The following is a 23189-nucleotide window of genomic DNA, read 5'->3' as shown; positions in this document are numbered from 1 at the left end:
TAGATTGTTCACAGCAATTTAAACAGCGGTTCCTTACGCGTTCCTCTGAATGGTTGCATCCGGTTCCCTTCACCCATCTCCGGAACGCAGTCCAGCAAGTTCAATTGGGTACAATACGTTACGTCATGCATCCTCCCTAACCTCTCCAGCCTTCGGCCACCAGCGGATACTCTGACCAGATCGGGTAATTTGTCCTCGGCATGAGTGGCAGCCTGATGGAGCGCCAGGCCCAGATCGTTCAGCATGATTGGGAAAGGGGATTGTCGGTACAGCTCCTCGATAATGCTGCCTGCACATAAACCATCTTCCAGCGCGAACTCATCCTGATCCCCGGCGCATAACAATAAGATATCCCGGCGCAGCTCGCACAGAACAGCCGCCACAGCTTTCACATTAAGGAATGAGCCTGCAAACACATGTCTAGCCTTGGATGCCTTGATCAGGGCGCGTGTTCCATCTGTTGTAGTCAGAATAATGGTTTTCCCCGCAATATTCGGAGTCATATATTCATAGGGGGAATTGCCCACCTCGAATCCTGTGATTTTTTTATCAAAACGCTCCCCGCCACGAATGGCATCCTTCACGTTCAATTGTTTCGCTTGAGGAACAGTTTCTACAGCAATGACGTCTGCTGCATCGTATGCCAGTGCCGTAACAATCGTACTGGTTGTTCGCAACACATCGATTACAACCACGCATCGTCCTGCAATATCCATTCTTCGAACTTCATTCACATTGCCTACCACATCGACTCGCACTCCCTACAACTCCTTTCTATATTTGAGGATAGTTGTTTCTGTCCTTTTTTATCCCGGAATGAATATCACCTGTCTGCAAGCACTATATGCACTTGGATCTAGACGGGTGCCTAGAACTGGAACAGTTGACTGATCTATGATTTTTAACTCTCATCCCTATTTTGAAGAAAATGATAGATTTCAGCGTCATAAAATCAATGTACACACATAAACTTGAGATATGAACAAGCACCAGGAACGCAACAAAACCGAATTCAAGGTTGGAGGGGCCTATTCATGATGGTGAACTGGAAGGATATCTTTCCGGAACCGATTCGAACCATTCTGGGAAGAATGCCGCCCGCTTTATTAGATAAAGTGGAGGAAGTACGTATCCGTGAAGGAAGACCGCTGGAAATCAATGCAGGAGACACCTATCACTTCCTCACACCCCAGGGCAGTCCGACTTCGAAGCCTGATGAAGCCTATATTCCCTTAAAAGAGGTAACACACAGGCTGCTGGATCTGATCAGCAATCATTCGCTTTATACATTGGAAGAGGAACTGCGTAAAGGGTTCATCACCATTCCTGGCGGGCATCGAATCGGACTGGCTGGCCGGACGGTGTTAAGTGGAGGCCGCGTCGAATACTTGCGCGACATTAATGGATTTAATGTCAGGGTAGCCAGAGAGATTCACGGAGTCGCTGATCGCATCCTGCCTTATCTGCTGGACATAAAAAGCGGACAGGTCATGCACACCTTAATTCTTTCACCTCCGCAGCAAGGCAAGACCACATTACTGAGGGAGCTGGCAAGACAGATTAGTAGTGGAACCAAACTTACGGGTGTCAATGAACTTGTTCAGGGCATACGTCCACGTCTAAAGGTTGGCATCGTTGATGAGCGGTCCGAAATCGCTGGAAGTTACAAGGGCGTACCTGGATTTGATGTGGGACCTCGCACCGATGTCATGGACGGTTGTCCAAAGGCAGAGGGAATGATGATGATGCTTCGCTCCATGTCTCCCGATGTCCTGATCGTGGACGAGATAGGCCGACCGGAAGATGCGGAGGCGGTGATGGAAGCACTTCACGCAGGCGTATCTGTCATCGCTACTGCGCATGGTCGTGATCTGGCTGAGCTTTCTTCCAGACCTGCGCTGAGAACCCTGATTGTCGAGCAGATGTTCCAACGCTATGTACAGCTGCAACGGACGAGCCGGGGCATGACCTTTCGATTGGCCGATGGCAAAATGCGTGGTCTCCAGCAGACAGAAGTGGGAGGTGAGGCCTTTGGTTAACATGCTCGGTGCAGTCATCATTCTGCTGGCCAGTACCCTCGCCGGATTCTACAAGGCAAGGCAGTATGCCTTGAGGCCAAGACAACTGCGAGAGTTAATCGCGGCTCTCCAGCGGTTGATGACAGAGATTAACTACGGGCTGACCCCGTTACCTGATGCCATGGGAAAAATGGGAGCCCAGACAAAAGAGCCTGTTCGGACGCTGTTTCTCCACGCAGCCAGGCAAATGGAACCACCTCATGGACATACTGCTCGTGAGAGTCTTCAGTCTGGTATAGAAGAGGCGTGGGGAAGATCAGCCATGAAGGCGGACGAGCGGGAAGTCATGCTGCAATTGAGCTTCAGCCTTGGCACCAGCGATCGTCAGGATCAGACCAAGCACATCTCGTTAGCCATTCAGCAACTTATGCATGAGGAATCCCGTGCCCAAGCCGATCAAATGAAATATGAACGAATGTGCCGCAGTCTCGGGATGCTTGTCGGAGCGTTAATCGTCATTCTGATCTTCTGAAATAGCCGGGATAGTGAGGTGCCAAGGTCATGAATTTAGAAGTGAACGCAATCTTTCAAATTGCGGGCATCGGAATCATCATTGCAATGATTCATACGGTGCTGAAACAAATGGGAAAGGAAGATATGGCTCACTGGGTGACCGTGATCGGATTTGTCGTTGTATTGTTCATGGTGGTCCGAATGCTGGACAGCCTGCTGCAAGAGATCAAATCGATATTTCTTTTTCAATGAAAACGGTCATGAAGCCGGGATGGTGGTGACCTGTGGAAATTATCCAAGTTGTAGGTCTGGCGCTCATCGCAACGGTTCTCATTCTAGTTATCAAAGAACAGAAGCCCATGTTCGCTTTTCTGATTGCTGCTGCCACAGGCATCGTGATCTTCATGCTACTGATTGGCAAGATTGGCGCGGTGATCGAAGTGTTGAAACGGCTTGCCGAGAATTCAGGCATGGAGAGCATTTATCTGAAAACTGTACTGAAAATTATAGGCATAGCGTACATTGCTGAATTCGGAGCACAGATTGTCAGGGATGCAGGCCAGGAGAGCATTGCTTCCAAGATTGAACTTGCTGGCAAGGTGCTGATCCTTGTACTCGCGATACCGATCATCAGCATTATTATCGAAACCGTCATGAAGCTGATGCCGGTGTAGAGGGAGGCGTGCGGACTTCATATGAAAATGATGCATCACAAGCCGCAGTGGCGCCTTACCTTCGTGCTGACGCTGTGTTTTCTGTTTGGAATAATGGGACAGGTATTCGCCGGTTCTCCCTCGGGAGAGTGGATGCAGCAGCAGGCTGACCAGCTTCCCAAGGATCAGGTGGAAAAATATTGGGACCAACTCATGCAACAATACGGTGGTTTTTTCCCGGAAGGAAAAACGCCTTCCTTTATGGATATGTTAATGCCTGGCAATGAAGGGTTCAGCCTGAAATCGGTGTTTATAGCGATTGGGACCTTCATGCTGCATGAGATTTTATATAACGGCAAACTTCTGGTCACGATTGTGATGCTGAGTGTGCTGAGTATGATTTTGGAGACGTTACAGACCGCTTTTGAGAAAAACAATATTAGCAAAATCGCGTACTCCATCTGTTACATGGTCATTATTATCATCGCCATAAACAGCTTCAGTGTTGCGATTGGATACGCCAAGGATGCCATAGCGAGCATGATCAACTTTATGATGGCCATGGTGCCCCTGTTGTTTACACTGCTGGCTTCAATGGGAAATGTCATTACCGTTTCTGTGACCCATCCGCTTATCATTTTCATGATTCATCTGGTTGGTACATTGATTCATATGCTGGTGTTCCCATTACTCTTTTTCTCAGCCGTATTACATCTCGTCAGTTCCTTGTCCGACAAGTACAAGCTTACACAGCTGGCAGACCTGTTACGGAACATTAGTGTGGCTCTACTCGGAATACTGCTCACGATGTTCCTGGGCGTAATTTCGGTGCAGGGGGCATCGGGCTCCGTGGCAGATGGTGTCAGTCTGAAAGCAGCGAAGTACATCGCAGGCAACTTTGTCCCCATTGTCGGCAGAACGTTTGCGGATGCAACGGACACAGTTATCACAGCGTCACTGCTGGTGAAAAATGCAATCGGACTAACGGGTGTCATCATCATCTTGTTTTTATGCGCGTTTCCTGCACTTAAAATTCTGACGCTAGCCCTGATCTACAACATAACTGGCGCGATCATGCAACCGCTAGGGGATACGCCGATTGTAGGATGTCTGCAGGCGATAGGTAAAAGCATGATTTACGTATTTGCGGCACTAGCAGCCGTCGGACTGATGTTTTTTCTGGCAATCACAATCTTGCTAACCGCAGGCAATCTGACCGTCATGATGAGATGAGGGAATGCTCGAGAGAAAGGGGCTGGAAGGATGGGGTGGCTGAGCAGCTGGCTCCGGGAATTGATCATGATCGTTCTGCTGGCGACTTTCGTGGATATGCTGTTGCCCAATCGATCCATGGAACGCTATGTCAAGCTTGTGCTGAGCCTTCTTATCCTGCTGACCCTGTTATCTCCCATAACGAAGCTCTTGAAAAGTGATCCGGTTGGCGAGCTTAAGCGAGCGATGACCGCCATGGATTCGCCATCGGATGGAAATGTAACACTTGAACAGATTTTGGCTCAGGGCAAGCGGCTGCAATCCAATGAACAGGAACAATCCCTGCAATGGACAGCCAAAGAACTGGCTAACGTAATGAAAGGGCAAATTGAAGAAACAACCGGGGAGAGAGTGCAGTCTGTCGAGGTAAAGCTCGCCATGGATACAAGCCAGCCGGAGACGGATTTGGCCTCTTCGGTGGAACTTCCAGTGATCCAGTATGTTTTGGTGGAGATGTCGGGTGAGACAGCAGCCGGGAAAGTCAACTCCAATACATCTCAACAGGAAGCGGGGGGAGCTACAAAACCGATATTCGGCTCTGACCCGGAATCCGAAGCCACTGAATCACCTCCAGTAAAGGAGCCAATCGAGATTGGTCAGATTGAGGTCCCGGAAGTACAGATCGAAGTGGAAAGTGGCAGCAATCGTGAAAGTAGCGTGGGCAATGGTAACTCTGACGAGCCGCAAAATGGACAGGAAGCTGACTCCACACCTGTGTCGGGTGAGCTAGCAGAGACAAACTCTCAGCAAGGACAGACGTCCTCCCGATCTGAACGAGCGGTACAAATTATTACGCTGTTGACAGAGAAGTGGGATATTGATGCAAACAAAGTACAGGTGAAAGAAAAGAAAAGTGCTTCGGCGCTGTAAGAAGGAGGGTATCCGATGAGGCAATGGCTCAAAAAGATGGAAAGCTGGTTCGGCGGAGGAGAAGGTGGGCAACGGCGTAGTCAAACCTTTCGCTGGCTGATTATTCTTGGTTTGATCGGAGTCGGAATTATGCTGTTCAACTCTTTCGTCAATGTCAAAAAGATTGATTCCGAAAATATCGGTCGCGAGCCTCCTGATCCGGCTACATCCATGGCATCCATACAGACGGATCCGACGGATCAGAATCCATTTCAGGCGATAGAGATCGCATTTGAGGACAAGATCAAGGGTGTGCTGGAAAATATCGTTGGAGTGGGAACTGTTGATGTGATGGTTACCGTGGATTCTACAGAGGAGCTTGTTGTACAGCGTAATGTGAAGGATTCGCAGCAGCTCACGGAAGAAACGGATGCAAGCGGGGGCAAGCGACATATGACGCAATATACCCGGGATGGTGAGATTATTACGTATGAAATATCAGGGGATCAGACACCGATTGTCACGAAAAAGCTCAAACCGCAGATCCGGGGTGTACTTGTCGTTGCCAGAGGTGCAGAGAACAAGGTTGTGAAGGACCTGATTACAGATGCTGTGGAAAAAGGACTGAATGTTGCGGCCTACCGAATTTCGGTTGTTCCGCGCAAGCAGGATTAGTCCGGAACCATGAATCAAAAGATTTGATTGTCATAAGAATGAAGCCAATTCGAGGAGGAAGTTCTAATGAATAACAAACGTCAAACGGTATGGCTCGTATCCATGCTGAGTCTGATGGTCATTTTGTCCGCCTACTACCTGTTCACTGAAGATTCCGGTCCGGTTAATACGCCTGTAGCTGACAGCACGCAGGTGGATGGTATGAAGCAGGGAGAAGCGAAGGAAACGGCTGGAATCCTTGATCCAACAGAAGGTTTGGTTGTGAATGAAGTGGTGAATGGCGGCGAAGTTACAGGAACTGAAGGAGAGCAAGCGGCAACTGAATCTGTTGATAATCCTGCGGTTGTAGACGGTAAAGAAGCTGGAGACACCGAGAAATCACCAGCTGCGGAATCGGGAGAGAAACAAGGTGAAGCGGGTAAAGGCAGCGAGAAAGGGACAGACAAAGGCGCAGCAACCACTCCTGAGACAAATACCGGAACAGAAGGCAGTGCGACGAAAACAGATGAGGACGTCCTCAAGGAGATGGAGGAGCAGAATACGGCGGCGTCCGCGAGCAGCCAGTTCCAGAACTACCAGTGGCAGCGTGAGGAAAGTAACAATCGCAAGTATGAAGAACTCATGACCGTTGCAGGCGATCTGAGCAAAACGCCAGAAGAAAATGCCAAAGCAACAGAGCAGCTTCGTACGCTGGAAGAAAAAGAAGCCAAAATCAATGGTATTGAAGAAACCCTGTCGCAGCAGTTTGCCAATGCCATCGTTCAAGAGGAATCCGACAAGTATAAAGTCGTTGTTCTCAGTGACAAATTGGATGTAAAACAGGCGGTTTCCATTGTGGATCTGGTTATGAAAGAACTGGCTGTATCCCAAAATAAAATCAGCGTGCAATATGTGACAGAACAGTAATCTGAAATATGGAAAAGTAGCCCCGAGAGCTGGATTAGATCTCGGGCTCTTTCCATTTTTAATGATTATGATATAATACATAAAGCCATATGACCGTCCTAGTGAGACTGGCATGATGCCGAAGGAGTGAATAATGGAAATGTTTAAATTGAGTGAGATCAAAGAGCTGATCAAACTGGTAGATGAAAGTTCCGTTCAAGAGTTGGAAATTGAAAACGAAGGATCACGGTTGTCGATTCGCAAACCGGGTAAAACCGAATATGTTCAGGCAGCTGCTATTCAACCGCAAATGATTGCTGCACCACAGGTGCAACCGGCTGCAGTTGTAGCTGAGGCTGCTCCGCAAGTCGATACTACAAGTCATTTACATAAAATTGTATCTCCGATGGTGGGTACTTTTTACAGAGCTTCCTCGCCGGAAGCAGGTCCTTTTGTAAGCGCTGGTGATAAAGTTGTTGAGAAAACAACGGTATGTATCATTGAGGCGATGAAGCTGATGAACGAGCTTGATGCTGACATCAAGGGAGAAATCGTTGAAGTGCTGGTTGAGAACGGACAGCTGGTTGAGTATGGACAACCCCTGTTCCTGGTGAAACCGGAATAACGGTTATAGCCGCATAACGGCAACTGCATGAGCTTCGAAGGAGGACAATAACGAAATGAAATTTCAAAAAATACTGATTGCGAACCGTGGCGAAATTGCGGTACGTATTATTCGTGCCTGTCGTGAAATCGGCATTTCGACGGTAGCAGTCTATTCGGAAGCGGATAAAGACTCCCTGCATGTTCGTCTTGCAGATGAAGCGTATTGTATCGGGCCTACACTTTCGAAAGACAGTTATCTAAACTTCACAAATCTGATGAGTGTAGCTACACTGACGGAATGTGATGCGATCCACCCAGGCTATGGATTCCTGGCAGAGAATGCTGATTTTGCAGAAATCTGTGGTTCCTGCAATATTACGTTCATCGGCCCTTCTCCGGAAGCCATTACCAAAATGGGTGATAAGGCTGTTGCCAAACAAACGATGAAGGATGCAGGTGTACCTGTAATTCCGGGATCCGACGGTTTGGTTGAAAATATGAATGAAGCCATTATGATTGCTAGAGATATTGGATATCCTGTCATTATCAAAGCTACTGCTGGTGGTGGAGGTAAAGGGATTCGTATTGCTGAAGATGAAGAGACGTTGATCAAACAAATTACAGCTGCCCAGCAGGAAGCACAGAAAGCTTTCGGCAATGCCGGAGTATATCTAGAGAAATTCCTGACAGGCATGAAGCACGTGGAGATTCAGATCATTGCAGACAAACATGGAAATGCAGTGCATCTGGGCGAGCGTGATTGTTCCGTTCAGCGTCGACGTCAAAAGCTCGTGGAAGAAGCACCTTGTCCTATCATCTCTGAAGAAGTGCGTACATTGATGGGAGATGCCGCAGTACGGGCAGCGCTTGCCGTGAATTACTCGGGAGCAGGTACACTTGAGTTCTTGCTCAGCCCTAACGGTGAATTCTATTTCATGGAAATGAATACACGTATTCAGGTAGAACACCCTGTAACGGAAATGGTTACAGGAGTGGATCTGATCCGCGAAATGATCTCGGTAGCTGAAGGCAATCCGCTTTCTTTCCGTCAGGAAGATGTTGTGATCAATGGCTGGTCCATTGAGTGCCGTATCAACGCAGAAGATCCAGACCGTAACTTTATGCCGTCACCAGGCAAAATTGGTTTCTACCTTGCACCAGGAGGACCGGGTGTACGTGTAGATAGTGCAGCTTATCCGGGCTACACGATCTCTCCTTATTACGACTCCATGATCGCTAAATTGATCGTATGGGGAGCAAACCGGGAAGAGGCCATCGCGAAGATGAAGCGTGCATTGGCTGAGTTTGCGATTGAAGGCATCTCCACAACGATTCCTTTTCATCAGAAATTGCTGGAGCATCCAACGTTCGTTCGGGGTGACTTTGATATCAAATTTCTTGAGGAAAATGAGATTTAAAAGGTATATTGGGCTTGTTTGTCATAATGTAGCCCAAATGATATAGTATGTAATAATAAGAGCGCATGTCTCCTGCAGAGGATAAGCCGCCGCACATACGCGGATGAAGGGTTGCAGGAGTTCCGGTAAAGCCGGACCGGAAGGGTTCTGAAGGCCAGATTGGCCTGAGTACCAGCGCACTGACGGATGGCCGCAAACTTATTTCGCGAAAGGTGTGTTGAACAGTTATGAGTACACTGCCGACAGAATTTGAACGAACGGATATCGGTGAAATCCAGATCGCACCTGAAGTTATTGAAGTGATTGCTGGACTGGCTACAGTTGAAGTCAAAGGTGTTGCAGGCATGAGCGGCGGATTCGCTGGTGGATTTGCTGAATTGCTTGGTCGCAAAAACCTTTCCAAAGGCGTTAAGGTTGAAGTAGGTCAGCGTGAAGCTGCTGTGGATGTTTCCGTTATTATTGAATATGGTTACCGTCTGCCACAGGTGGCTACTGAAATTCAACAGAACGTGAAGCGCTCCATCGAGAACATGACAGGATTGAATGTGAATGAAGTTAATGTGCACATTCATGACGTTCAGTTCAAGAGCACCGAGAAAGTTGAAGAAATTGACCTGAACAGTCAGCGCGTAAAATAAAAGAAGACAGATTCCCCCGGCATCACTGCCGGGGGTTATCCCGTCTTGGACAGGTCTTCATAAAAAGCGGAAGCTTGCACCGGAGGATCATCCTTTTGCCAAAGGGCAGGTTAAGCCATGTTAGTGAGCAAGGGAGGCTGTGCAGTTCGTGGCTAAAATACTGGATCGGCTTCTGTTGTTTATATACAGCATAAGCGTTGGAGCAATATCGGCAGCAGTCATACTTCTTATCAGTGGTGTGCTGCCTTACGAATTGAATTACCAGCAGGAACAAAACGTCATTATTGCGGCGGTTGTTGCAGCAGCGATTTTGTTTATCCTGAGTTTGCGATTTTTCTACATCTCGGTTCGGCGTGATCGTGCTTCATTGCCGTCTGTAGATCAACGTACCGAGTATGGTGATGTGCAGATTTCGATGGATACGATTGAAAATCTCTGTCTCAAAGCGACTTCCCGTTTCCGGGGAGTACGTGATGTCAAAGCTCGTATTCGTGTGGTTGAATCTGGACTGGAAATTATGATTCGCGCTGTAGTGGATGGCGAGACGCCAATCCCGACGCTGACAGCCGATCTGCAGAAGGCAATACATGATCATGTACATGAGATTACGGGTATCCCGGTTTCTTTTGTCACCGTGTATATTGCCAACGTTACCCAGTCGCCTAACTACAAGAGTCGAGTGGAATGAGGTGAGTTTCACTGATGCTGTGGAGAGAGGTTTGGGATAGTCACAGAGGCCGAATTACCGGAATTGTCGGCGGCATCTTTTTTGGATTTCTTTATGTATGGATCGGTTTTTGGGATATGTTGTTCTTTGCACTCTTGGTGTTCATCGGTTATACGTTAGGCAGACGAAGCGACTCGAAGCTGGGCTCGTTCATTCCCTGGAGGGAATGGGGGCAATGGCTTGGCGATCGTTGGCGTCCCTTTAAGTGAGCCACCTGAACCCTGCAATATGTTTCTTCCGAAAATAGAGCTGTAGTTTAGGTTGCCCGTTTTTTGGAGGAAACGATTGCAGGTTTTTTTGTGAAAAGGGATAACAATATAATAAGATCTCTGATTCCATCAAAGATTTTATATTTTAAAATAAGCATGATGACGCTCCACAGGGAGCGCTGCAGGAGGCAGGACATGAAAAGACGTTTGGCAAGGGAAATTGCAGTACAAAGTCTGTATCAGATGGAAATGAATGAAGTGGGCGCAGCTGAAGCCGTGAATATGTTGATTAATGAAGCCGCTGAAGACAATGAAACCGAAGTGGTTATTCATGATGCAGATGTAATGCGTACCTACGTGACCGAAATGGTACAGGGCGCATGGAACAATAAAGAAGCGATTGACGGATTACTGGTCGATTATTTGAAAGGCTGGCAGATTAGCCGTCTGTCACGTGTAGACCGCCAGATCCTACGGCTTTCAACGTATGAAATGGTGTTCCGTGATGATATTCCGGCAAAAGTATCCGTCAATGAAGCGATTGAATTGTCCAAGTATTTTGGTACAGATGAATCCGGTAAGTTCGTTAACGGCGTACTTGGGCGTATGATTCAGGAAGTCAGCACGATTAAAGCAAAACTGTCTTAATTTTGTGAGTCACTTAATTATATGTTCACATAAGGGAGAGAGAGAGTACAATGACAGCATCTATTATTAACGGTAAAGAAGTATCCCAAGAGATCCGCGCAAGCATGACGACAGAAGTAAAACAGCTTAGCGAACAGGGGGTAGTACCTGGTCTGGCTGTTGTGCTCGTCGGGGAAGATCCGGCATCCCAAGTATATGTGCGTAATAAAGAAAAAGCATGTCACGACCTCGGTTTCTATTCCGAAGTTCATCGTCTGGATGCAAGCACCTCCCAAGAGGATCTGCTCGCGCTGGTGGACAAGCTGAACAAACAGGAATCCATTAACGGAATTTTGGTTCAGCTCCCATTACCGAAGCATATCGAAGAGAAAGCGGTAATCGATGCGATCGCCGTGGACAAAGATGTGGATGGATTCCATCCGGTTAATGTGGGGAACCTCGTCATTGGTGACGATAGTCTGTTGCCATGCACCCCTGCGGGCGTGATCGAGCTGATCAATCGTACCGGTCTTGAAATGTCAGGCAAACATGCCGTAGTCATCGGGCGAAGCAACATTGTCGGCAAACCGGTATCCTTGCTGCTTCAACGTGAGAACGCAACGGTAACGATGTGTCATTCCCGTACAGCGAACATGAAAGAGATTACGCGTCAGGCAGATATTCTTGTGGTTGCTATCGGACGTGCAAACTTTGTGGATGCCGATTTCGTCAAACCGGGTGCCGTTGTAATTGATGTGGGGATGAACCGTCTGGATAACGGAAAACTGGCAGGAGATGTGGATTTCGAAAGCGTGAAGACGGTATCTGGCCCAATTACTCCGGTTCCTGGAGGCGTTGGCCCAATGACAATCACTATGTTAATGCAAAATACACTGATCGCGGCCAAACGCGCTCACGGATTGGCCTAGGTCGAATCTGTGGCAGATCAAAAGATCTATTCCATCAAAGACCTGAACCGATACATCCGGATGAAGCTAGAATCGGATCAGGTACTGTCGGATGTATGGCTGCGCGGAGAGATCTCCAATTTTACACATCACTCCAGCGGTCATATGTATTTTACATTGAAGGACAAGGACAGCCGAATTAAGTCCATTATGTTTGCTTCCCATAATCAACGATTGCCCTTTGTACCGAAGGAGGGTGCAAGGGTTATTGCTCGTGGTAATGTCTCGGTGTATGAGCGGGATGGACAATATCAATTCTACGCTACACACATGCAACCGGACGGTATTGGAAGTCTGTACTTGGCCTATGAGCAGTTGAAAAAAAAGCTGGAGGACGAGGGACTGTTCTCTACATCACGGAAAAGGCAGATTCCCCGTTTTCCACAGACGATTGGTGTGGTAACCTCACCTACAGGTGCAGCGGTAAGGGATATCATGATTACATTGCAACGCAGATATCCTTCTGCCCAAGTGATTCTGTATCCTGTACTCGTTCAAGGTAAAGGTGCAGCTCCTTCCATTGTGAAGGCCATCAATAACCTGAACCGAATGGGTGAAGCCGATGTGCTGATTGTCGGACGAGGCGGCGGATCACTGGAAGAGCTGTGGGCTTTCAATGAGGAGATCGTGGCAAGAGCGATTGTGGGTTCGGCCATTCCAGTGATATCAGCCGTTGGGCATGAAACGGATTTTACGATTGCCGATTTTGCTGCTGATCTACGTGCGGCAACACCTACGGCTGCTGCCGAACTGGCAGTACCCAATCGAGCTGAGCTGCTTGATCAGATCGCTCAGCGCCAGCGTCAGCTGCAGCACAGTTTACGTCAGCGTGCTGTTCATAATCGCGAGCGACTGGCCAGATTGCAACGCTCACCTGTGCTTGTGCATCCCAGACGTACCTTAATGCAGCATACGGAGCGACTGGATATGCTGCAACAACGTCTTCTGCGAACTGTAGATACACGTATGAAATGGACAACCGAGAAACAGGAACGTTTGCGTGCAGCGCTGCAGCGGTTCAATCCTCGTGAACAGGTGAATGCAGCAAGACGGGAGAATGCATCAGCCCGGCGTCAACTGGAGGTTGCAATCCGATCCATTGCGAGAGCGAAGCAGCAGCAGTGGAAATCATCTGTACGTCATTTGGATGCGCTTAGCCCGCTCAAAGTTATGTCACGCGGATACAGCCTTGTCTATGACGAACAGGAGCAACGATTGATCAAATCGATGAAGGATGTACAGCCTGGAGATTCGATAAAGATTAAATTAACAGACGGACAGTTGGACTGTCAGGTTTGGGGAATGAAGGAGGACGACAATACCCATGGCGAATGAACCGGAATTGAATTTTGAAGAGGCAATGGCGGCATTGGAAGACATCGTAGGTCAGCTTGAGCATGGTGATGTTCCACTGGAACAGGCCATCGATTTGTTTCAGCGCGGAATGAAACTTTCCCAACTTTGTGGTTTGAAGTTAGAACAAGTGGAACGTAAGATCGAGATGATCGTAGAAGAGGATGGGGAACTTCGCAAGAAACCGTTCGGCGCTGCCGTCGACGAAAGTGGTGAAGTCAATGAGTAATCGTCCTTCGTTTGAAACGTATCTTGAGGAAGTCACAGCTGAGGTGACGGGAGAGTTGCAGCAGACTCTTCCTGTTCACTGGGATGTGCCTCAGTCACTGGCTGACGCGATGCAGTATTCACTTATGGCCGGGGGCAAACGCCTTCGTCCACTTCTGGTCGTTGCTGCGGCGGAAGCCTTCGGTGCACAGCGTACAGCTGCATTGCCGGTAGCCTGCGCCGTGGAGATGGTTCATACGTATTCGTTGATCCACGATGACCTGCCTGCCATGGATAATGACGACTATCGCAGGGGAAAATTAACGAATCACAAAGTATTTGGTGAAGCGACAGCTATATTGGCTGGCGATGCACTTTTAACGCACGCTTTTTATAGTATTGTTCAGGCAGGTCGTCGCAGTGGTGTGTCAGCAGACGCATTGTTATCCATTGTGGAGGAATTGTCGGAATTGGCTGGCGCAAGAGGCATGGTTGGCGGACAAGTGGCTGATATGGAAGGCGAACAGGGCATGACAGATCTTGCCCAATTGCAATATATTCATCTGCACAAGACCGGAGATTTAATTGTGTTTTCTCTCATTGCGGGCGCACGTATTGGTGGTGCGACAGACGGACAGTTGGAGGCGCTGCGCGTATTTGGCAGAGATCTGGGGTTAGCTTTCCAGATTCAGGACGATATTCTCGACCTGACGGGTGACGAGCAGAAAATGGGCAAGAAGACGCAAAGTGATGTGAATCAGCAAAAGGTTACATACCCTTATTTTATTGGTATGGATGCCTCTCTTCAAGAGGTGAAGTCCCTTACGCAATCTGCGAAAGATGCACTTGGCAGAGCGGAGTTACCTGACCCTTCGAGACTGATGGAGATTGCAGATTATCTGATGAGTCGAGATCATTAGTTTTGGTTGAGCGTCTCTGTTTCAAATCACCCAGAATCGTGTAATCAATTTAATGTGCTTTTTCTGGGCTTCATGAAGAAAGTCTGTTCCAAGTGGGTTTGGGAATACATATTGAGGAAGATCATACGAACCTTGCTGGCGAAAATGCTCGTTATCAGGAGTATAGTGCCGTAAATTATGATTCTTGTTCTTTTATGTTATAATGTTTTAATGTCATTTAATAAACTGTGTATATATGGATTACACCAAATCAAACAATCTAGGAAAGCGGGGAGATTCTCGTGCTGCTTCCACAAATTAAACAACCCAGTGATCTAAAGTCGATGTCTCAGGATGATCTCGTTCTTTTGTCGGCAGAGATCCGGCAGTTTCTGATTGAGAAGCTGTCCGTTACAGGGGGCCATCTCGCACCCAACTTAGGAGTGGTTGAGCTCACGGTAGCCCTGCATTACTGCTATAACAGTCCAGTGGACAAAATGATTTTCGATGTAGGGCATCAGGCTTATGTGCACAAAGTTCTAACAGGACGGATGGATCGCTTCGATACACTTCGTCAGCATAATGGCTTGTGTGGATTTGTTAAACGTAACGAGAGTGAACATGATGTATGGGAAGCGGGCCACAGTAGCACATCGTTATCTGCTGCGATGGGCATGGCGCTTGCCCGTGATCTTAAAGGTGAAGACAATCAGGTTATCGCGATGATCGGGGATGGAGCGCTTACAGGTGGTATGGCCTTTGAAGCTCTCAATCACATCGGTCATGAACAGAAAAAGCTGATGGTTATCCTCAATGATAATGAAATGTCCATTGCTCCGAATGTCGGGGCTATGCATAAATATTTGAGCAAAATTCGTTCGGATCGCCATTATCTGAAAGCCAAGGATGATGTGGAGGGAATGCTCAAAAAAATTCCTGCCATAGGGGATCGTTTGGCCAAATCGGCGAGCTGGATTAAAGATAGTGTCAAATACATGATGGTTCCAGGAGTTCTGTTCGAAGAGCTGGGCTTCACCTATTTGGGACCCATTGATGGACACGACATTCCGAAATTGATTGAAACGTTCAAACAGGCGGATAACGTCGATGGTCCTGTAATGGTTCATGTACTGACAACCAAAGGTAAAGGCTATCAGCCAGCTGAGGCCGATTCACACAAATGGCACGGAATTTCTCCGTACAAAATTGAATCAGGTCAAGTGCTTAAGGCTGTAGGCAAACCGATGTATACGGAAGTGTTCGGTAAAACGTTGATTGATCTTGCCAAGCAGGATAAACGAATTGTTGCGGTAACACCAGCCATGCCAACAGGTTCAGGTCTTATTCCTTTCAGTAAAGAATTCCCTGATCGCATGATTGACGTGGGTATTGCCGAACAGCATGCAGCAACCATGTGTGCAGCACTGGCAATGGAAGGGTTGAAGCCGGTATTTGCCGTCTATTCGACGTTTATGCAACGTGCTTATGATCAGATTGTACATGATATTTGTCGTCATAATGCCAATGTCATGTTCGCCATTGACCGTGCCGGATTTGTCGGTCCAGATGGTGAAACGCATCAAGGTGTGTACGATGTGGCGTTTATGCGTCATATTCCGAATATCGTTCTGATGATGCCTAAGGATGAGAATGAACTGCGCCATATGATGAAGACGGCGCTTGAATATAATGAAGGCCCGATTGCTTATCGTTATCCACGAAACAATGTTGTAGGCGTGCCCCTTGATAATGAACTCATTCCGATTCCAATCGGTACATGGGAACAGCTTCGTCCATCTGAAGGTTATGCTATCATCGCTTCGGGGTCAATGGTACAGCTTGCTGAAGAAGCTGCAGAGACGGTTAAAAGAGAAGGTATTACGGTTGGCGTAATAAACGCCCGCTTCCTTAAGCCGCTTGATGAGCAGATGCTGCGTGATCTAGCAGTTCGAGGCACGAAGTTAATTGTGCTTGAAGAAGCATCACAAGCAGGCAGTATGGGCAGTGCAGTTCTGGAGTTTTACGCAGAACAAGGACTGCATGATGTTCATGTACAGCTGATGGGCATTCCGGATCGATTCATTGAACATGGCAGTATTGAGGATCAAAGAGCTGAAGTGGGACTCACGGTCGAGAATGTGAGTTCGGAGCTGCGCAGTTTGGCAGCCCAATCTTCATATGGTATGTCCAGAACTCGGTTCCCTTCATAACTGGAACAATCAGAGAAACTAAACTAAACACATTATTGATTAATTAGGATTACTACATGATAGGAGAAAGACATGTCACTCCCGAAAGAACGAATTGATGTTCTGCTGGTTGAGCAGGGATACTACGAAAGTCGTGAGAAGGCAAAAGCTGCAATCATGGCTGGACTGGTATATGCCAACAATGAGCGGATTGAAAAAGCGGGCATGAAGATTCCACGGGAAGCCGAACTTAAAGTAAAGGGTTCAGTACATCCCTATGTCGGTAGAGGCGGATTAAAGCTTGAAAAAGCGATCCGTCACTTCGATCTCGATATGAATGGACTTGTAATGCTCGATATCGGTTCATCCACTGGTGGATTTACCGATTGTGCCCTGCAACATGGTGCATCTCATGTATATGCCATCGATGTTGGTTATAACCAGCTGGATTGGTCACTCCGTAATGATGAACGGGTTACTGTAATGGAAAGAACCAATTTCCGTTATGTGACTCCCGCAGATTTACATGGACCTGTGCCGAATTTTGCTAGTATTGATGTATCCTTTATTTCGCTGAGAATTATTTTGCCGCCGTTGCTGGCACTTCTAAAGCAACCGGCAGACATTGTGGCGTTAATTAAACCTCAGTTCGAAGCAGGTCGTGAGAAAGTCGGCAAGTCCGGCGTTGTTCGTGATACTAAGGTTCACAAGGACGTTTTGCAGACGATGCTTCGTTTCGCAAATGAGCTTGGATTAAAGCTAAAAGGTTTAACATTCTCCCCGATTACAGGCGGAGAAGGAAATATTGAATTTCTCGCTCACTGGCGTCTGGAAGAACCAGAGGCAACACAACAAGAGAACGTTCAGGCTTCACTTGATGCACTTGCAGATCAAGTTGCAAGGGAAGCTGCCCATACTTTTACAGGAAACTCATCATAGGATGGGTTTCTTTTCGCTGGAAAGGTGACATTCTAAAAGGAAATCGGTTGTCGAATCTCGAATATGTCTTCGAGGTGAGCGATGATGGATGGGCAATATGACACAATTGTTATTGGTGTACTTGCTGTCTGCTTAATTTTATGGCTGTTCTCTGGCTTTCGGAATTGGGTTAATCGTCCGATTCCAGTAAACTTGTCGGGTATGCAACTGAATTTAGAAATTCAGGATTCACCCGCAGTGGATCTGCTTGAAGCGGAAGGATATGAAGTCATCGGAGGTAAAATGAAAATTCCTTTAGCCTTTGAAGCGGATGAATCCGTTTATTACAGCAGGCTGTTCATTGATTATGTAGCAGAGCGTGATGATGAGAGATATCTGGTGAAGACGTCCCGTCGCAGGCAACCTCTTGAACTTACTGGGCCATCCCTGCGAGACCGCTTCCTGTATTATTTATTGTTATATCCCGGCTGTGAAGGGTTGTTGTATGTGGACTTGGAGGAATCGGATATCAAGGTAATCAGGCTCATGGACTATCAGGAAGACGTGTATGATGGAGATGATCTGGACTAAGGGTAGTTATGAAACCTGAAAGTTGTTTATATAACGAATGAACGAATTGCAGGATGGCAAACGTTATGGAAATTAGAATTTTCCGTTTTATTGCAATACATTGAACTTTTAACTGGAGGCATGTATGAAAGGACAACGACACATTAAGATACGTGAAATCATTAGTCAAAACGAAATTGAAACCCAGGATGATCTGGTTGAAGCTTTGCGTAAATCCGGATTCCAGGTGACTCAAGCCACTGTATCACGGGATATTAAGGAGCTTCTTTTAATCAAGATTCCCATGGACGATGGACGATATAAGTATTCGCTACCTACAGACCAACGATATAATCCGATTCAGAAACTGAAACGTGCCCTTGTGGACAACTTCTTACACATCGATCATACAAACAATCTGGTCGTAATGAAGTGTTTGCCTGGCACAGCTAACTCCATTGCTGCCTTGCTCGATAATATTGAATGGACGGAAGTGATGGGCACCATCTGTGGAGATGATACCATACTCATCATCTGTCGGACGGAAAGTAACAGCGTGACCGTAATCGAGCGGATTATGGGTTATATTTCCTAGAATATAATGGTTCAAAAACATAATTTCTGAGTGAGTCATCCGGAGGTGTTTTTGCAGATGTTAGTTACATTATCGATTCGTAATCTGGCTGTTGTAGAAGAAGTTGATGTTGTTTTCCACCCGGGATTCCATGTCTTGTCTGGTGAAACAGGAGCGGGTAAATCGATCATTATTGATGCCTTGGGTCTGATTGCAGGTGGACGAAGCTCTGCCGATCTGATCCGTTATGGATGTGAGAAGGCCGAGATGGAGGCTCTGTTTGAAATGGAGCCTAGCCATCCGGTATGGGTAACGTTAGAGAAGCTTGGCATCCATTGTGAACCGGAGGAGCATCTGGTGATCCGCCGGGAACTGAATACCCAAGGCAAAAGTACATCTCGTATTAACGGCCAATTGGTCAATTTAACGATGCTCCGTGAAGTCGGAGAAAAATTAATCAATATTCACGGACAGCATGAACATCAAAGTTTGTTGCGCGCAGAAAGTCATCTGGGGCTTCTGGATACATACGGGGCAGCAATCATCGGTCCAGTCAAGACGGAATATCAGGAACGATACAGTAAATTTATTACGGCGGAAAAAGAACTGCGTGCACTTCAGGAATCCAGTCAACGTGCGTATCAATTGCTGGACATGTACCGTTTTCAACTTGAAGAGATTGCAGCTGCTTCTCTAACGCAGGGTGAGGATGAATTACTCGGAGAAGAACGGGTCAAACTATCCCATAGTGAGAAAATGATGGACAGTGTTGCTGGTGCGTATGATCTGCTTAGCGGTCAACGTGGGTTAGAAGCTGTAAGTATCGCGCTGTCACGAATTGAAGATATATCAGGATATGATAGCAAAGGCTTGCAGCCTATTGTTGAACAGCTCCAGTCAGCATTTTATCAGTTGGAAGACGCGACGTTTCAGTTGCGTGATTATCGGGAGAAGATCGAATTTAACCCGGGTAGATTGGAAGAAGTGGAACAGCGACTGAATCTGATTTCTGGCCTCAGACGGAAATACGGTGACAGTGTGGAACTTATTTTGAATTATTATGAACAAATTAGCCATGAAACCGACCAGTTGGAGAACAAGGATGAACGTTTGGAGAAGCTGCGTAATGAACGTGACAAATTGCTCAAATTAGTCATGGAGTCTGCGGAGGAACTCAGCCGGGTTCGTAAACAATGTGCAGAGGAACTTGCAGCGCAGGTGGAAAGTGAACTGAAGGATTTGCAGATGGAGAGAACGACGTTACGAGTTCAAATTACTCCTTTTGAAGATGCAAAAGGGATCGAATGGAATGGGCGTCGCATTCGCCTTACGCGTCAGGGTGCAGATAATGCGGAATTCCTGATCTCTCCGAATCCAGGTGAGCCTTTACGTCCGCTCGGCAAGATTGCTTCCGGTGGTGAGTTGTCCCGAATGATGCTGGCGATGAAGAGTATTTTCGCACGTCATGACCGGATTCCGGTGTTGATCTTTGACGAGGTGGATACAGGTGTGAGCGGAAGAGCAGCACAATCCATTGCGGAGAAATTATACCGTCTGTCCTCCACTTGCCAAGTTTTCTCTATTACTCACTTGCCACAGGTCGCTTGTATGGCCGATCATCAGTATCTCATCGAAAAGCATGTGTATGACGGACGCACGATGACACAAGTGGAATCGCTGTCAGACGAAGGCAGAGTGAAGGAATTGGCACGTATGCTCGGCGGTGTGGAAATTACAGAAAAAACGCTGCATCATGCACAGGAAATGCTGAATTTGGCGGAAGCCAAAAAAGGGTGAAACGAGCGGCTGGCGTAATGATTGACAGTAATAAAAGCCTGGGGGCGAGGTTATCTTATAGGTACGCAATTGGCGACCACCTTTCGTCAAGCGAAAGAAGCAAAGGGAGTGTGACAGCCATTGAATTCCCCCCTCAGGAAGAAATTGCTAGGTCTTTTATTTGCCTTCTTTCTATGTGTGATCAGCCAGGCCATTCAGCCTGTGCAAAGTTATGCTTCATTGCCTGATGAACTTCAGGTATTTGCAGGCAGGCAGGCTGACGTTCATCTCGCTGTACCGGCTGCTTCAAGTGCTGTTGTGGATCGTCCTGATATCGTCGGTTTTGATGGAAAGGAAACTGCGGTCCATGTAACGAAGCAACAACCTTTGCATCTTCATCCCCAACAAACGGGACATGCCAAATTAACGTTGAAGTTGTGGGGAAAAATTCCGGTAAAAACAGTTAACGTAAATGTGATTCCGGATTTGCGTGTAGTACCCGGGGGACAAACCATTGGCGTCAAAGTAAAATCTGCAGGTATTCTGGTTGTAGGGCACCATCTGGTCCGTTCTGGACAAGATGAACGTGTATCCCCTGGAGAATCAGCAGGCATCAAGCTTGGAGATCTGATTACCCATATGGACGGTAAACGCCTTGATGGTGTATCGGGTGTAGCTGAAGCTGTTGAGCTTGCAGGCAAGAGCAAAAAAGGAATTGATGTCGTTTTAAAACGCGGTAAAGAAACGGTCAAAACCCGTTTGACACCGGCCTATGATGCGGAAGACAAAGCCTGGAGGCTTGGATTGTATATTCGTGACTCCGCCGCAGGTGTAGGAACATTAACCTTCTATGCTCCGGATCAAGGCGTATATGGCGCTCTGGGACATGTCATTACGGATATGAACACGCAGACTTCCATCGTTGTCGGTAGTGGTCAGATTGTTCAGTCTAATGTAACGTCAATCTCTAAGAGTGAATCCGGTGATCCAGGTGAAAAACGAGCTCATTTCCTGAAAGAAAGCAAAATTTTGGGCAATATTGAACGTAATACGGCTTTTGGTATCTTTGGTAAAATGTCTGGAAATCCTGAACATAGTTTGTATTCAAAAGGAATTCCTGTTGCTTTCTCCCATGAAGTAAAAGAAGGTCCTGCAGAAATTCTCACAGTTGTTGAGGGTCAGCAGGTGGAGCGTTTCTCGATTGATATTGTTCACGTAGCAGACCAATCCGAACCGGCGACTAAAGGTCTGGTGCTTCGAATCACAGATCCGAAGCTGCTGGATAAGACCGGAGGCATTGTACAAGGCATGAGTGGCAGCCCCATTGTGCAAAACGGAAAACTGATTGGTGCCGTGACCCATGTGTTTGTTAATGATCCGAAATCAGGTTATGGCTGCTTCATTGAGTGGATGTTACAAGATGCAGGAGTCATGATGAAAAAGGATAATGCAAAAAACCTTAAGGCGGGTTAACCTCCTTAAGGTTTTTTTGTCGAATGGAAACATATAATATCGGATAATGAAATAAATTATTTATTATATAGCAATGAGAAAAAAAAATAAAGAAAAATAATTTTCGACAGAAGGAATTTCCTCCCCTGTGTCGAAAATTTAACCTGTAAGGAAATGTACGAAACGATGTTTAAATTAAAGGAGGATACCGTTTTGCAAAAAATTGAGGTATTGCTGGCCGATGATAATCGTGAATTTACGAATTTGCTTGCCGAATATATATCCGAACAGGAAGATATGGAAGTAACCGGAATTGCTTACAATGGAGAAGAAGTGCTGCAGTTGCTGGAGCAGACTCGCGATGTACCGGATGTACTTATTCTGGATATTATTATGCCTCACCTGGATGGACTGGGTGTACTGGAGCGTCTGCGCAACCTGAATCTGTCTCCACAGCCCAAAGTCATTATGCTTACGGCTTTCGGACAAGAGAATATCACGCAGCGTGCCGTGCAACTCGGAGCTTCTTATTACATCCTGAAACCATTTGACATGGAAGTACTCGCGAATCGTGTACGTCAACTGGTTGGCACGCAAACCACGATCTCCACAGGCGGTGGTGGCGGTTCATCGATGTTTATGAACAAGTCCAACGTGGTGCCGATGGGTAAGCACAAAAATTTGGATGCAAGCATTACGTCCATCATACATGAAATCGGCGTTCCTGCGCATATTAAAGGATATCAGTATTTACGCGAAGCCATCACTATGGTGTATAACAATATCGAAATTTTGGGTGCTATCACGAAAACCTTGTACCCAGCGATTGCCGAAAAGTTCAAAACAACGCCGTCTCGCGTCGAACGAGCCATTCGTCATGCTATCGAAGTGGCTTGGACACGTGGTAACATCGACAGCATCAGCCACCTGTTTGGTTATACCATCAATATCAGCAAGTCGAAACCGACGAACTCCGAGTTCATCGCGATGGTCGCTGACAAGCTTAGAATTGAGAATAAGGTGTCCTGAAAGGATCAGGAATGATATATAATAATTCTTGATTACTTATGTATTGAGCAGATTGAAATTTATGATTTAACATAAATAATGAAACCTAAAAAACCGTTACAATCGGGCTTAAATAGCCTTTTTGTAACGGTTTTTTATACATGTAGGAGGCGTTTACAACCTCT

General features: G+C 46.9%; 26 protein-coding genes. 25 read left to right on the top strand and 1 reads right to left on the bottom strand.

Going from position 1 to position 23189, the window contains the following annotated elements:
• Window positions 1–8: 8 nt before the first annotated feature.
• Window positions 9–758: a 2-phosphosulfolactate phosphatase gene (locus BLS14_RS10960; protein WP_063565692.1), complete on the bottom strand. Its 750-nt coding sequence runs from the start codon at window positions 756–758 to the stop codon at window positions 9–11.
• 276 nt (window positions 759–1034) lie between these two features.
• Here BLS14_RS10960 and spoIIIAA point away from each other — a divergent pair, with 276 nt between their 5' ends.
• The 25 genes from spoIIIAA to spo0A all read left to right on the top strand — a co-directional run bounded on the left by spoIIIAA (window position 1035) and on the right by spo0A (window position 23025).
• On the top strand, window positions 1035–2039 hold the full coding sequence (gene spoIIIAA, locus BLS14_RS10955) for a stage III sporulation protein AA (protein WP_090951521.1): 1005 nt from the start codon (window positions 1035–1037) through the stop codon (window positions 2037–2039).
• Window positions 2032–2550: a stage III sporulation protein SpoIIIAB gene (gene spoIIIAB / locus BLS14_RS10950; protein ID WP_063565694.1), complete on the top strand. Its 519-nt coding sequence runs from the start codon at window positions 2032–2034 to the stop codon at window positions 2548–2550. The genes spoIIIAA and spoIIIAB overlap by 8 nt, the downstream gene beginning before the upstream one ends.
• Window positions 2551–2579: 29 nt before the next feature.
• Entirely contained in the window at window positions 2580–2783 is a 204-nt protein-coding gene (gene spoIIIAC, locus BLS14_RS10945) for a stage III sporulation protein AC (protein ID WP_017687585.1), read from the top strand.
• 32 nt (window positions 2784–2815) lie between these two features.
• Complete coding sequence (gene spoIIIAD, locus BLS14_RS10940; protein WP_017687586.1) at window positions 2816–3205, top strand: stage III sporulation protein AD; 390 nt, start codon at window positions 2816–2818, stop codon at window positions 3203–3205.
• 21 nt (window positions 3206–3226) lie between these two features.
• Window positions 3227–4417, top strand: coding sequence for a stage III sporulation protein AE (gene spoIIIAE / locus BLS14_RS10935; protein WP_063565695.1), 1191 nt, complete (start codon window positions 3227–3229; stop codon window positions 4415–4417).
• A 30-nt stretch (window positions 4418–4447) separates the two neighbouring features.
• The gene (gene spoIIIAF / locus BLS14_RS10930) at window positions 4448–5326 is read left to right on the top strand and encodes a stage III sporulation protein AF (protein ID WP_072735306.1); all 879 of its coding nucleotides are present in this window, start codon (window positions 4448–4450) and stop codon (window positions 5324–5326) included.
• Between the two features lie 15 nt (window positions 5327–5341).
• On the top strand, window positions 5342–5980 hold the full coding sequence (gene spoIIIAG, locus BLS14_RS10925; RefSeq protein WP_063565697.1) for a stage III sporulation protein AG: 639 nt from the start codon (window positions 5342–5344) through the stop codon (window positions 5978–5980).
• A gap of 66 nt (window positions 5981–6046) precedes the next feature.
• Window positions 6047–6886 (top strand): SpoIIIAH-like family protein, encoded by an 840-nt coding sequence (locus tag BLS14_RS10920; protein ID WP_063565698.1) that lies wholly within the window; start codon window positions 6047–6049, stop codon window positions 6884–6886.
• 139 nt (window positions 6887–7025) lie between these two features.
• On the top strand, window positions 7026–7490 hold the full coding sequence (gene accB, locus BLS14_RS10915) for an acetyl-CoA carboxylase biotin carboxyl carrier protein (protein WP_063565765.1): 465 nt from the start codon (window positions 7026–7028) through the stop codon (window positions 7488–7490).
• 55 nt (window positions 7491–7545) lie between these two features.
• Window positions 7546–8889: an acetyl-CoA carboxylase biotin carboxylase subunit gene (gene accC, locus BLS14_RS10910; protein ID WP_063565699.1), complete on the top strand. Its 1344-nt coding sequence runs from the start codon at window positions 7546–7548 to the stop codon at window positions 8887–8889.
• A 227-nt stretch (window positions 8890–9116) separates the two neighbouring features.
• On the top strand, window positions 9117–9527 hold the full coding sequence (locus BLS14_RS10905) for an Asp23/Gls24 family envelope stress response protein (protein ID WP_024630996.1): 411 nt from the start codon (window positions 9117–9119) through the stop codon (window positions 9525–9527).
• A 148-nt stretch (window positions 9528–9675) separates the two neighbouring features.
• The gene (gene amaP / locus BLS14_RS10900) at window positions 9676–10215 is read left to right on the top strand and encodes an alkaline shock response membrane anchor protein AmaP (protein WP_090951518.1); all 540 of its coding nucleotides are present in this window, start codon (window positions 9676–9678) and stop codon (window positions 10213–10215) included.
• Between the two features lie 14 nt (window positions 10216–10229).
• Complete coding sequence (locus tag BLS14_RS10895; protein WP_090951515.1) at window positions 10230–10463, top strand: DUF2273 domain-containing protein; 234 nt, start codon at window positions 10230–10232, stop codon at window positions 10461–10463.
• Between the two features lie 195 nt (window positions 10464–10658).
• Entirely contained in the window at window positions 10659–11111 is a 453-nt protein-coding gene (gene nusB / locus BLS14_RS10890; protein ID WP_063565701.1) for a transcription antitermination factor NusB, read from the top strand.
• A gap of 50 nt (window positions 11112–11161) precedes the next feature.
• Window positions 11162–12019 (top strand): bifunctional methylenetetrahydrofolate dehydrogenase/methenyltetrahydrofolate cyclohydrolase FolD, encoded by an 858-nt coding sequence (gene folD, locus BLS14_RS10885; RefSeq protein ID WP_090951512.1) that lies wholly within the window; start codon window positions 11162–11164, stop codon window positions 12017–12019.
• Between the two features lie 9 nt (window positions 12020–12028).
• Window positions 12029–13393, top strand: coding sequence for an exodeoxyribonuclease VII large subunit (xseA, locus tag BLS14_RS10880; RefSeq protein WP_072735304.1), 1365 nt, complete (start codon window positions 12029–12031; stop codon window positions 13391–13393).
• Entirely contained in the window at window positions 13383–13640 is a 258-nt protein-coding gene (gene xseB / locus BLS14_RS10875) for an exodeoxyribonuclease VII small subunit (RefSeq protein ID WP_063565703.1), read from the top strand. Before xseA ends, xseB begins: the two co-directional genes overlap by 11 nt.
• Entirely contained in the window at window positions 13633–14538 is a 906-nt protein-coding gene (locus BLS14_RS10870) for a polyprenyl synthetase family protein (protein WP_063565704.1), read from the top strand. The genes xseB and BLS14_RS10870 overlap by 8 nt, the downstream gene beginning before the upstream one ends.
• 281 nt (window positions 14539–14819) lie before the next feature.
• Window positions 14820–16727, top strand: a complete 1908-nt coding sequence (gene dxs / locus BLS14_RS10865; protein WP_090951509.1) for a 1-deoxy-D-xylulose-5-phosphate synthase — start codon at window positions 14820–14822, stop codon at window positions 16725–16727.
• Window positions 16728–16799: 72 nt separating this feature from the next.
• The gene (locus BLS14_RS10860; RefSeq protein WP_072735302.1) at window positions 16800–17645 is read left to right on the top strand and encodes a TlyA family RNA methyltransferase; all 846 of its coding nucleotides are present in this window, start codon (window positions 16800–16802) and stop codon (window positions 17643–17645) included.
• A gap of 84 nt (window positions 17646–17729) precedes the next feature.
• On the top strand, window positions 17730–18215 hold the full coding sequence (locus BLS14_RS10855) for a hypothetical protein (protein ID WP_063565707.1): 486 nt from the start codon (window positions 17730–17732) through the stop codon (window positions 18213–18215).
• A 124-nt stretch (window positions 18216–18339) separates the two neighbouring features.
• Complete coding sequence (gene ahrC, locus BLS14_RS10850) at window positions 18340–18789, top strand: transcriptional regulator AhrC/ArgR (RefSeq protein ID WP_063565708.1); 450 nt, start codon at window positions 18340–18342, stop codon at window positions 18787–18789.
• Between the two features lie 57 nt (window positions 18790–18846).
• Window positions 18847–20565, top strand: coding sequence for a DNA repair protein RecN (gene recN, locus BLS14_RS10845; protein WP_064636757.1), 1719 nt, complete (start codon window positions 18847–18849; stop codon window positions 20563–20565).
• A gap of 120 nt (window positions 20566–20685) precedes the next feature.
• Entirely contained in the window at window positions 20686–22017 is a 1332-nt protein-coding gene (spoIVB, locus tag BLS14_RS10840; RefSeq protein ID WP_063565710.1) for a SpoIVB peptidase, read from the top strand.
• Between the two features lie 192 nt (window positions 22018–22209).
• On the top strand, window positions 22210–23025 hold the full coding sequence (gene spo0A, locus BLS14_RS10835; protein ID WP_063565711.1) for a sporulation transcription factor Spo0A: 816 nt from the start codon (window positions 22210–22212) through the stop codon (window positions 23023–23025).
• Window positions 23026–23189: the final 164 nt, after the last annotated feature.

This window comes from Paenibacillus sp. OK060 (assembly GCF_900101205.1).
In the GTDB taxonomy this organism is placed as follows: Bacteria; Bacillota; Bacilli; order Paenibacillales; family Paenibacillaceae; genus Paenibacillus; species Paenibacillus marchantiae.
The sequence above is the reverse complement of the archived record's forward strand: the minus strand, read 5'-3'. Positions and strand labels throughout refer to the sequence as shown.

Excerpts from the sequence above, each read along its gene's own strand:
- spoIIIAA (WP_090951521.1), top strand. The coding sequence starts at position 1,035 with ATGATGGTGAACTGGAAGGATATCTTTCCGGAACCGATTCGAACCATT.
- spoIIIAC (WP_017687585.1), top strand. The coding sequence starts at position 2,580 with ATGAATTTAGAAGTGAACGCAATCTTTCAAATTGCGGGCATCGGAATC.
- spoIIIAE (WP_063565695.1), top strand. The coding sequence starts at position 3,227 with ATGAAAATGATGCATCACAAGCCGCAGTGGCGCCTTACCTTCGTGCTG.
- spoIIIAF (WP_072735306.1), top strand. The coding sequence starts at position 4,448 with ATGGGGTGGCTGAGCAGCTGGCTCCGGGAATTGATCATGATCGTTCTG.
- spoIIIAG (WP_063565697.1), top strand. The coding sequence starts at position 5,342 with ATGAGGCAATGGCTCAAAAAGATGGAAAGCTGGTTCGGCGGAGGAGAA.
- BLS14_RS10920 (WP_063565698.1), top strand. The coding sequence starts at position 6,047 with ATGAATAACAAACGTCAAACGGTATGGCTCGTATCCATGCTGAGTCTG.
- accB (WP_063565765.1), top strand. The coding sequence starts at position 7,026 with ATGTTTAAATTGAGTGAGATCAAAGAGCTGATCAAACTGGTAGATGAA.
- accC (WP_063565699.1), top strand. The coding sequence starts at position 7,546 with ATGAAATTTCAAAAAATACTGATTGCGAACCGTGGCGAAATTGCGGTA.
- BLS14_RS10905 (WP_024630996.1), top strand. The coding sequence starts at position 9,117 with ATGAGTACACTGCCGACAGAATTTGAACGAACGGATATCGGTGAAATC.
- BLS14_RS10895 (WP_090951515.1), top strand. The coding sequence starts at position 10,230 with ATGCTGTGGAGAGAGGTTTGGGATAGTCACAGAGGCCGAATTACCGGA.
- nusB (WP_063565701.1), top strand. The coding sequence starts at position 10,659 with ATGAAAAGACGTTTGGCAAGGGAAATTGCAGTACAAAGTCTGTATCAG.
- folD (WP_090951512.1), top strand. The coding sequence starts at position 11,162 with ATGACAGCATCTATTATTAACGGTAAAGAAGTATCCCAAGAGATCCGC.
- xseB (WP_063565703.1), top strand. The coding sequence starts at position 13,383 with ATGGCGAATGAACCGGAATTGAATTTTGAAGAGGCAATGGCGGCATTG.
- BLS14_RS10870 (WP_063565704.1), top strand. The coding sequence starts at position 13,633 with ATGAGTAATCGTCCTTCGTTTGAAACGTATCTTGAGGAAGTCACAGCT.
- BLS14_RS10860 (WP_072735302.1), top strand. The coding sequence starts at position 16,800 with ATGTCACTCCCGAAAGAACGAATTGATGTTCTGCTGGTTGAGCAGGGA.
- BLS14_RS10855 (WP_063565707.1), top strand. The coding sequence starts at position 17,730 with ATGGATGGGCAATATGACACAATTGTTATTGGTGTACTTGCTGTCTGC.
- ahrC (WP_063565708.1), top strand. The coding sequence starts at position 18,340 with ATGAAAGGACAACGACACATTAAGATACGTGAAATCATTAGTCAAAAC.
- recN (WP_064636757.1), top strand. The coding sequence starts at position 18,847 with ATGTTAGTTACATTATCGATTCGTAATCTGGCTGTTGTAGAAGAAGTT.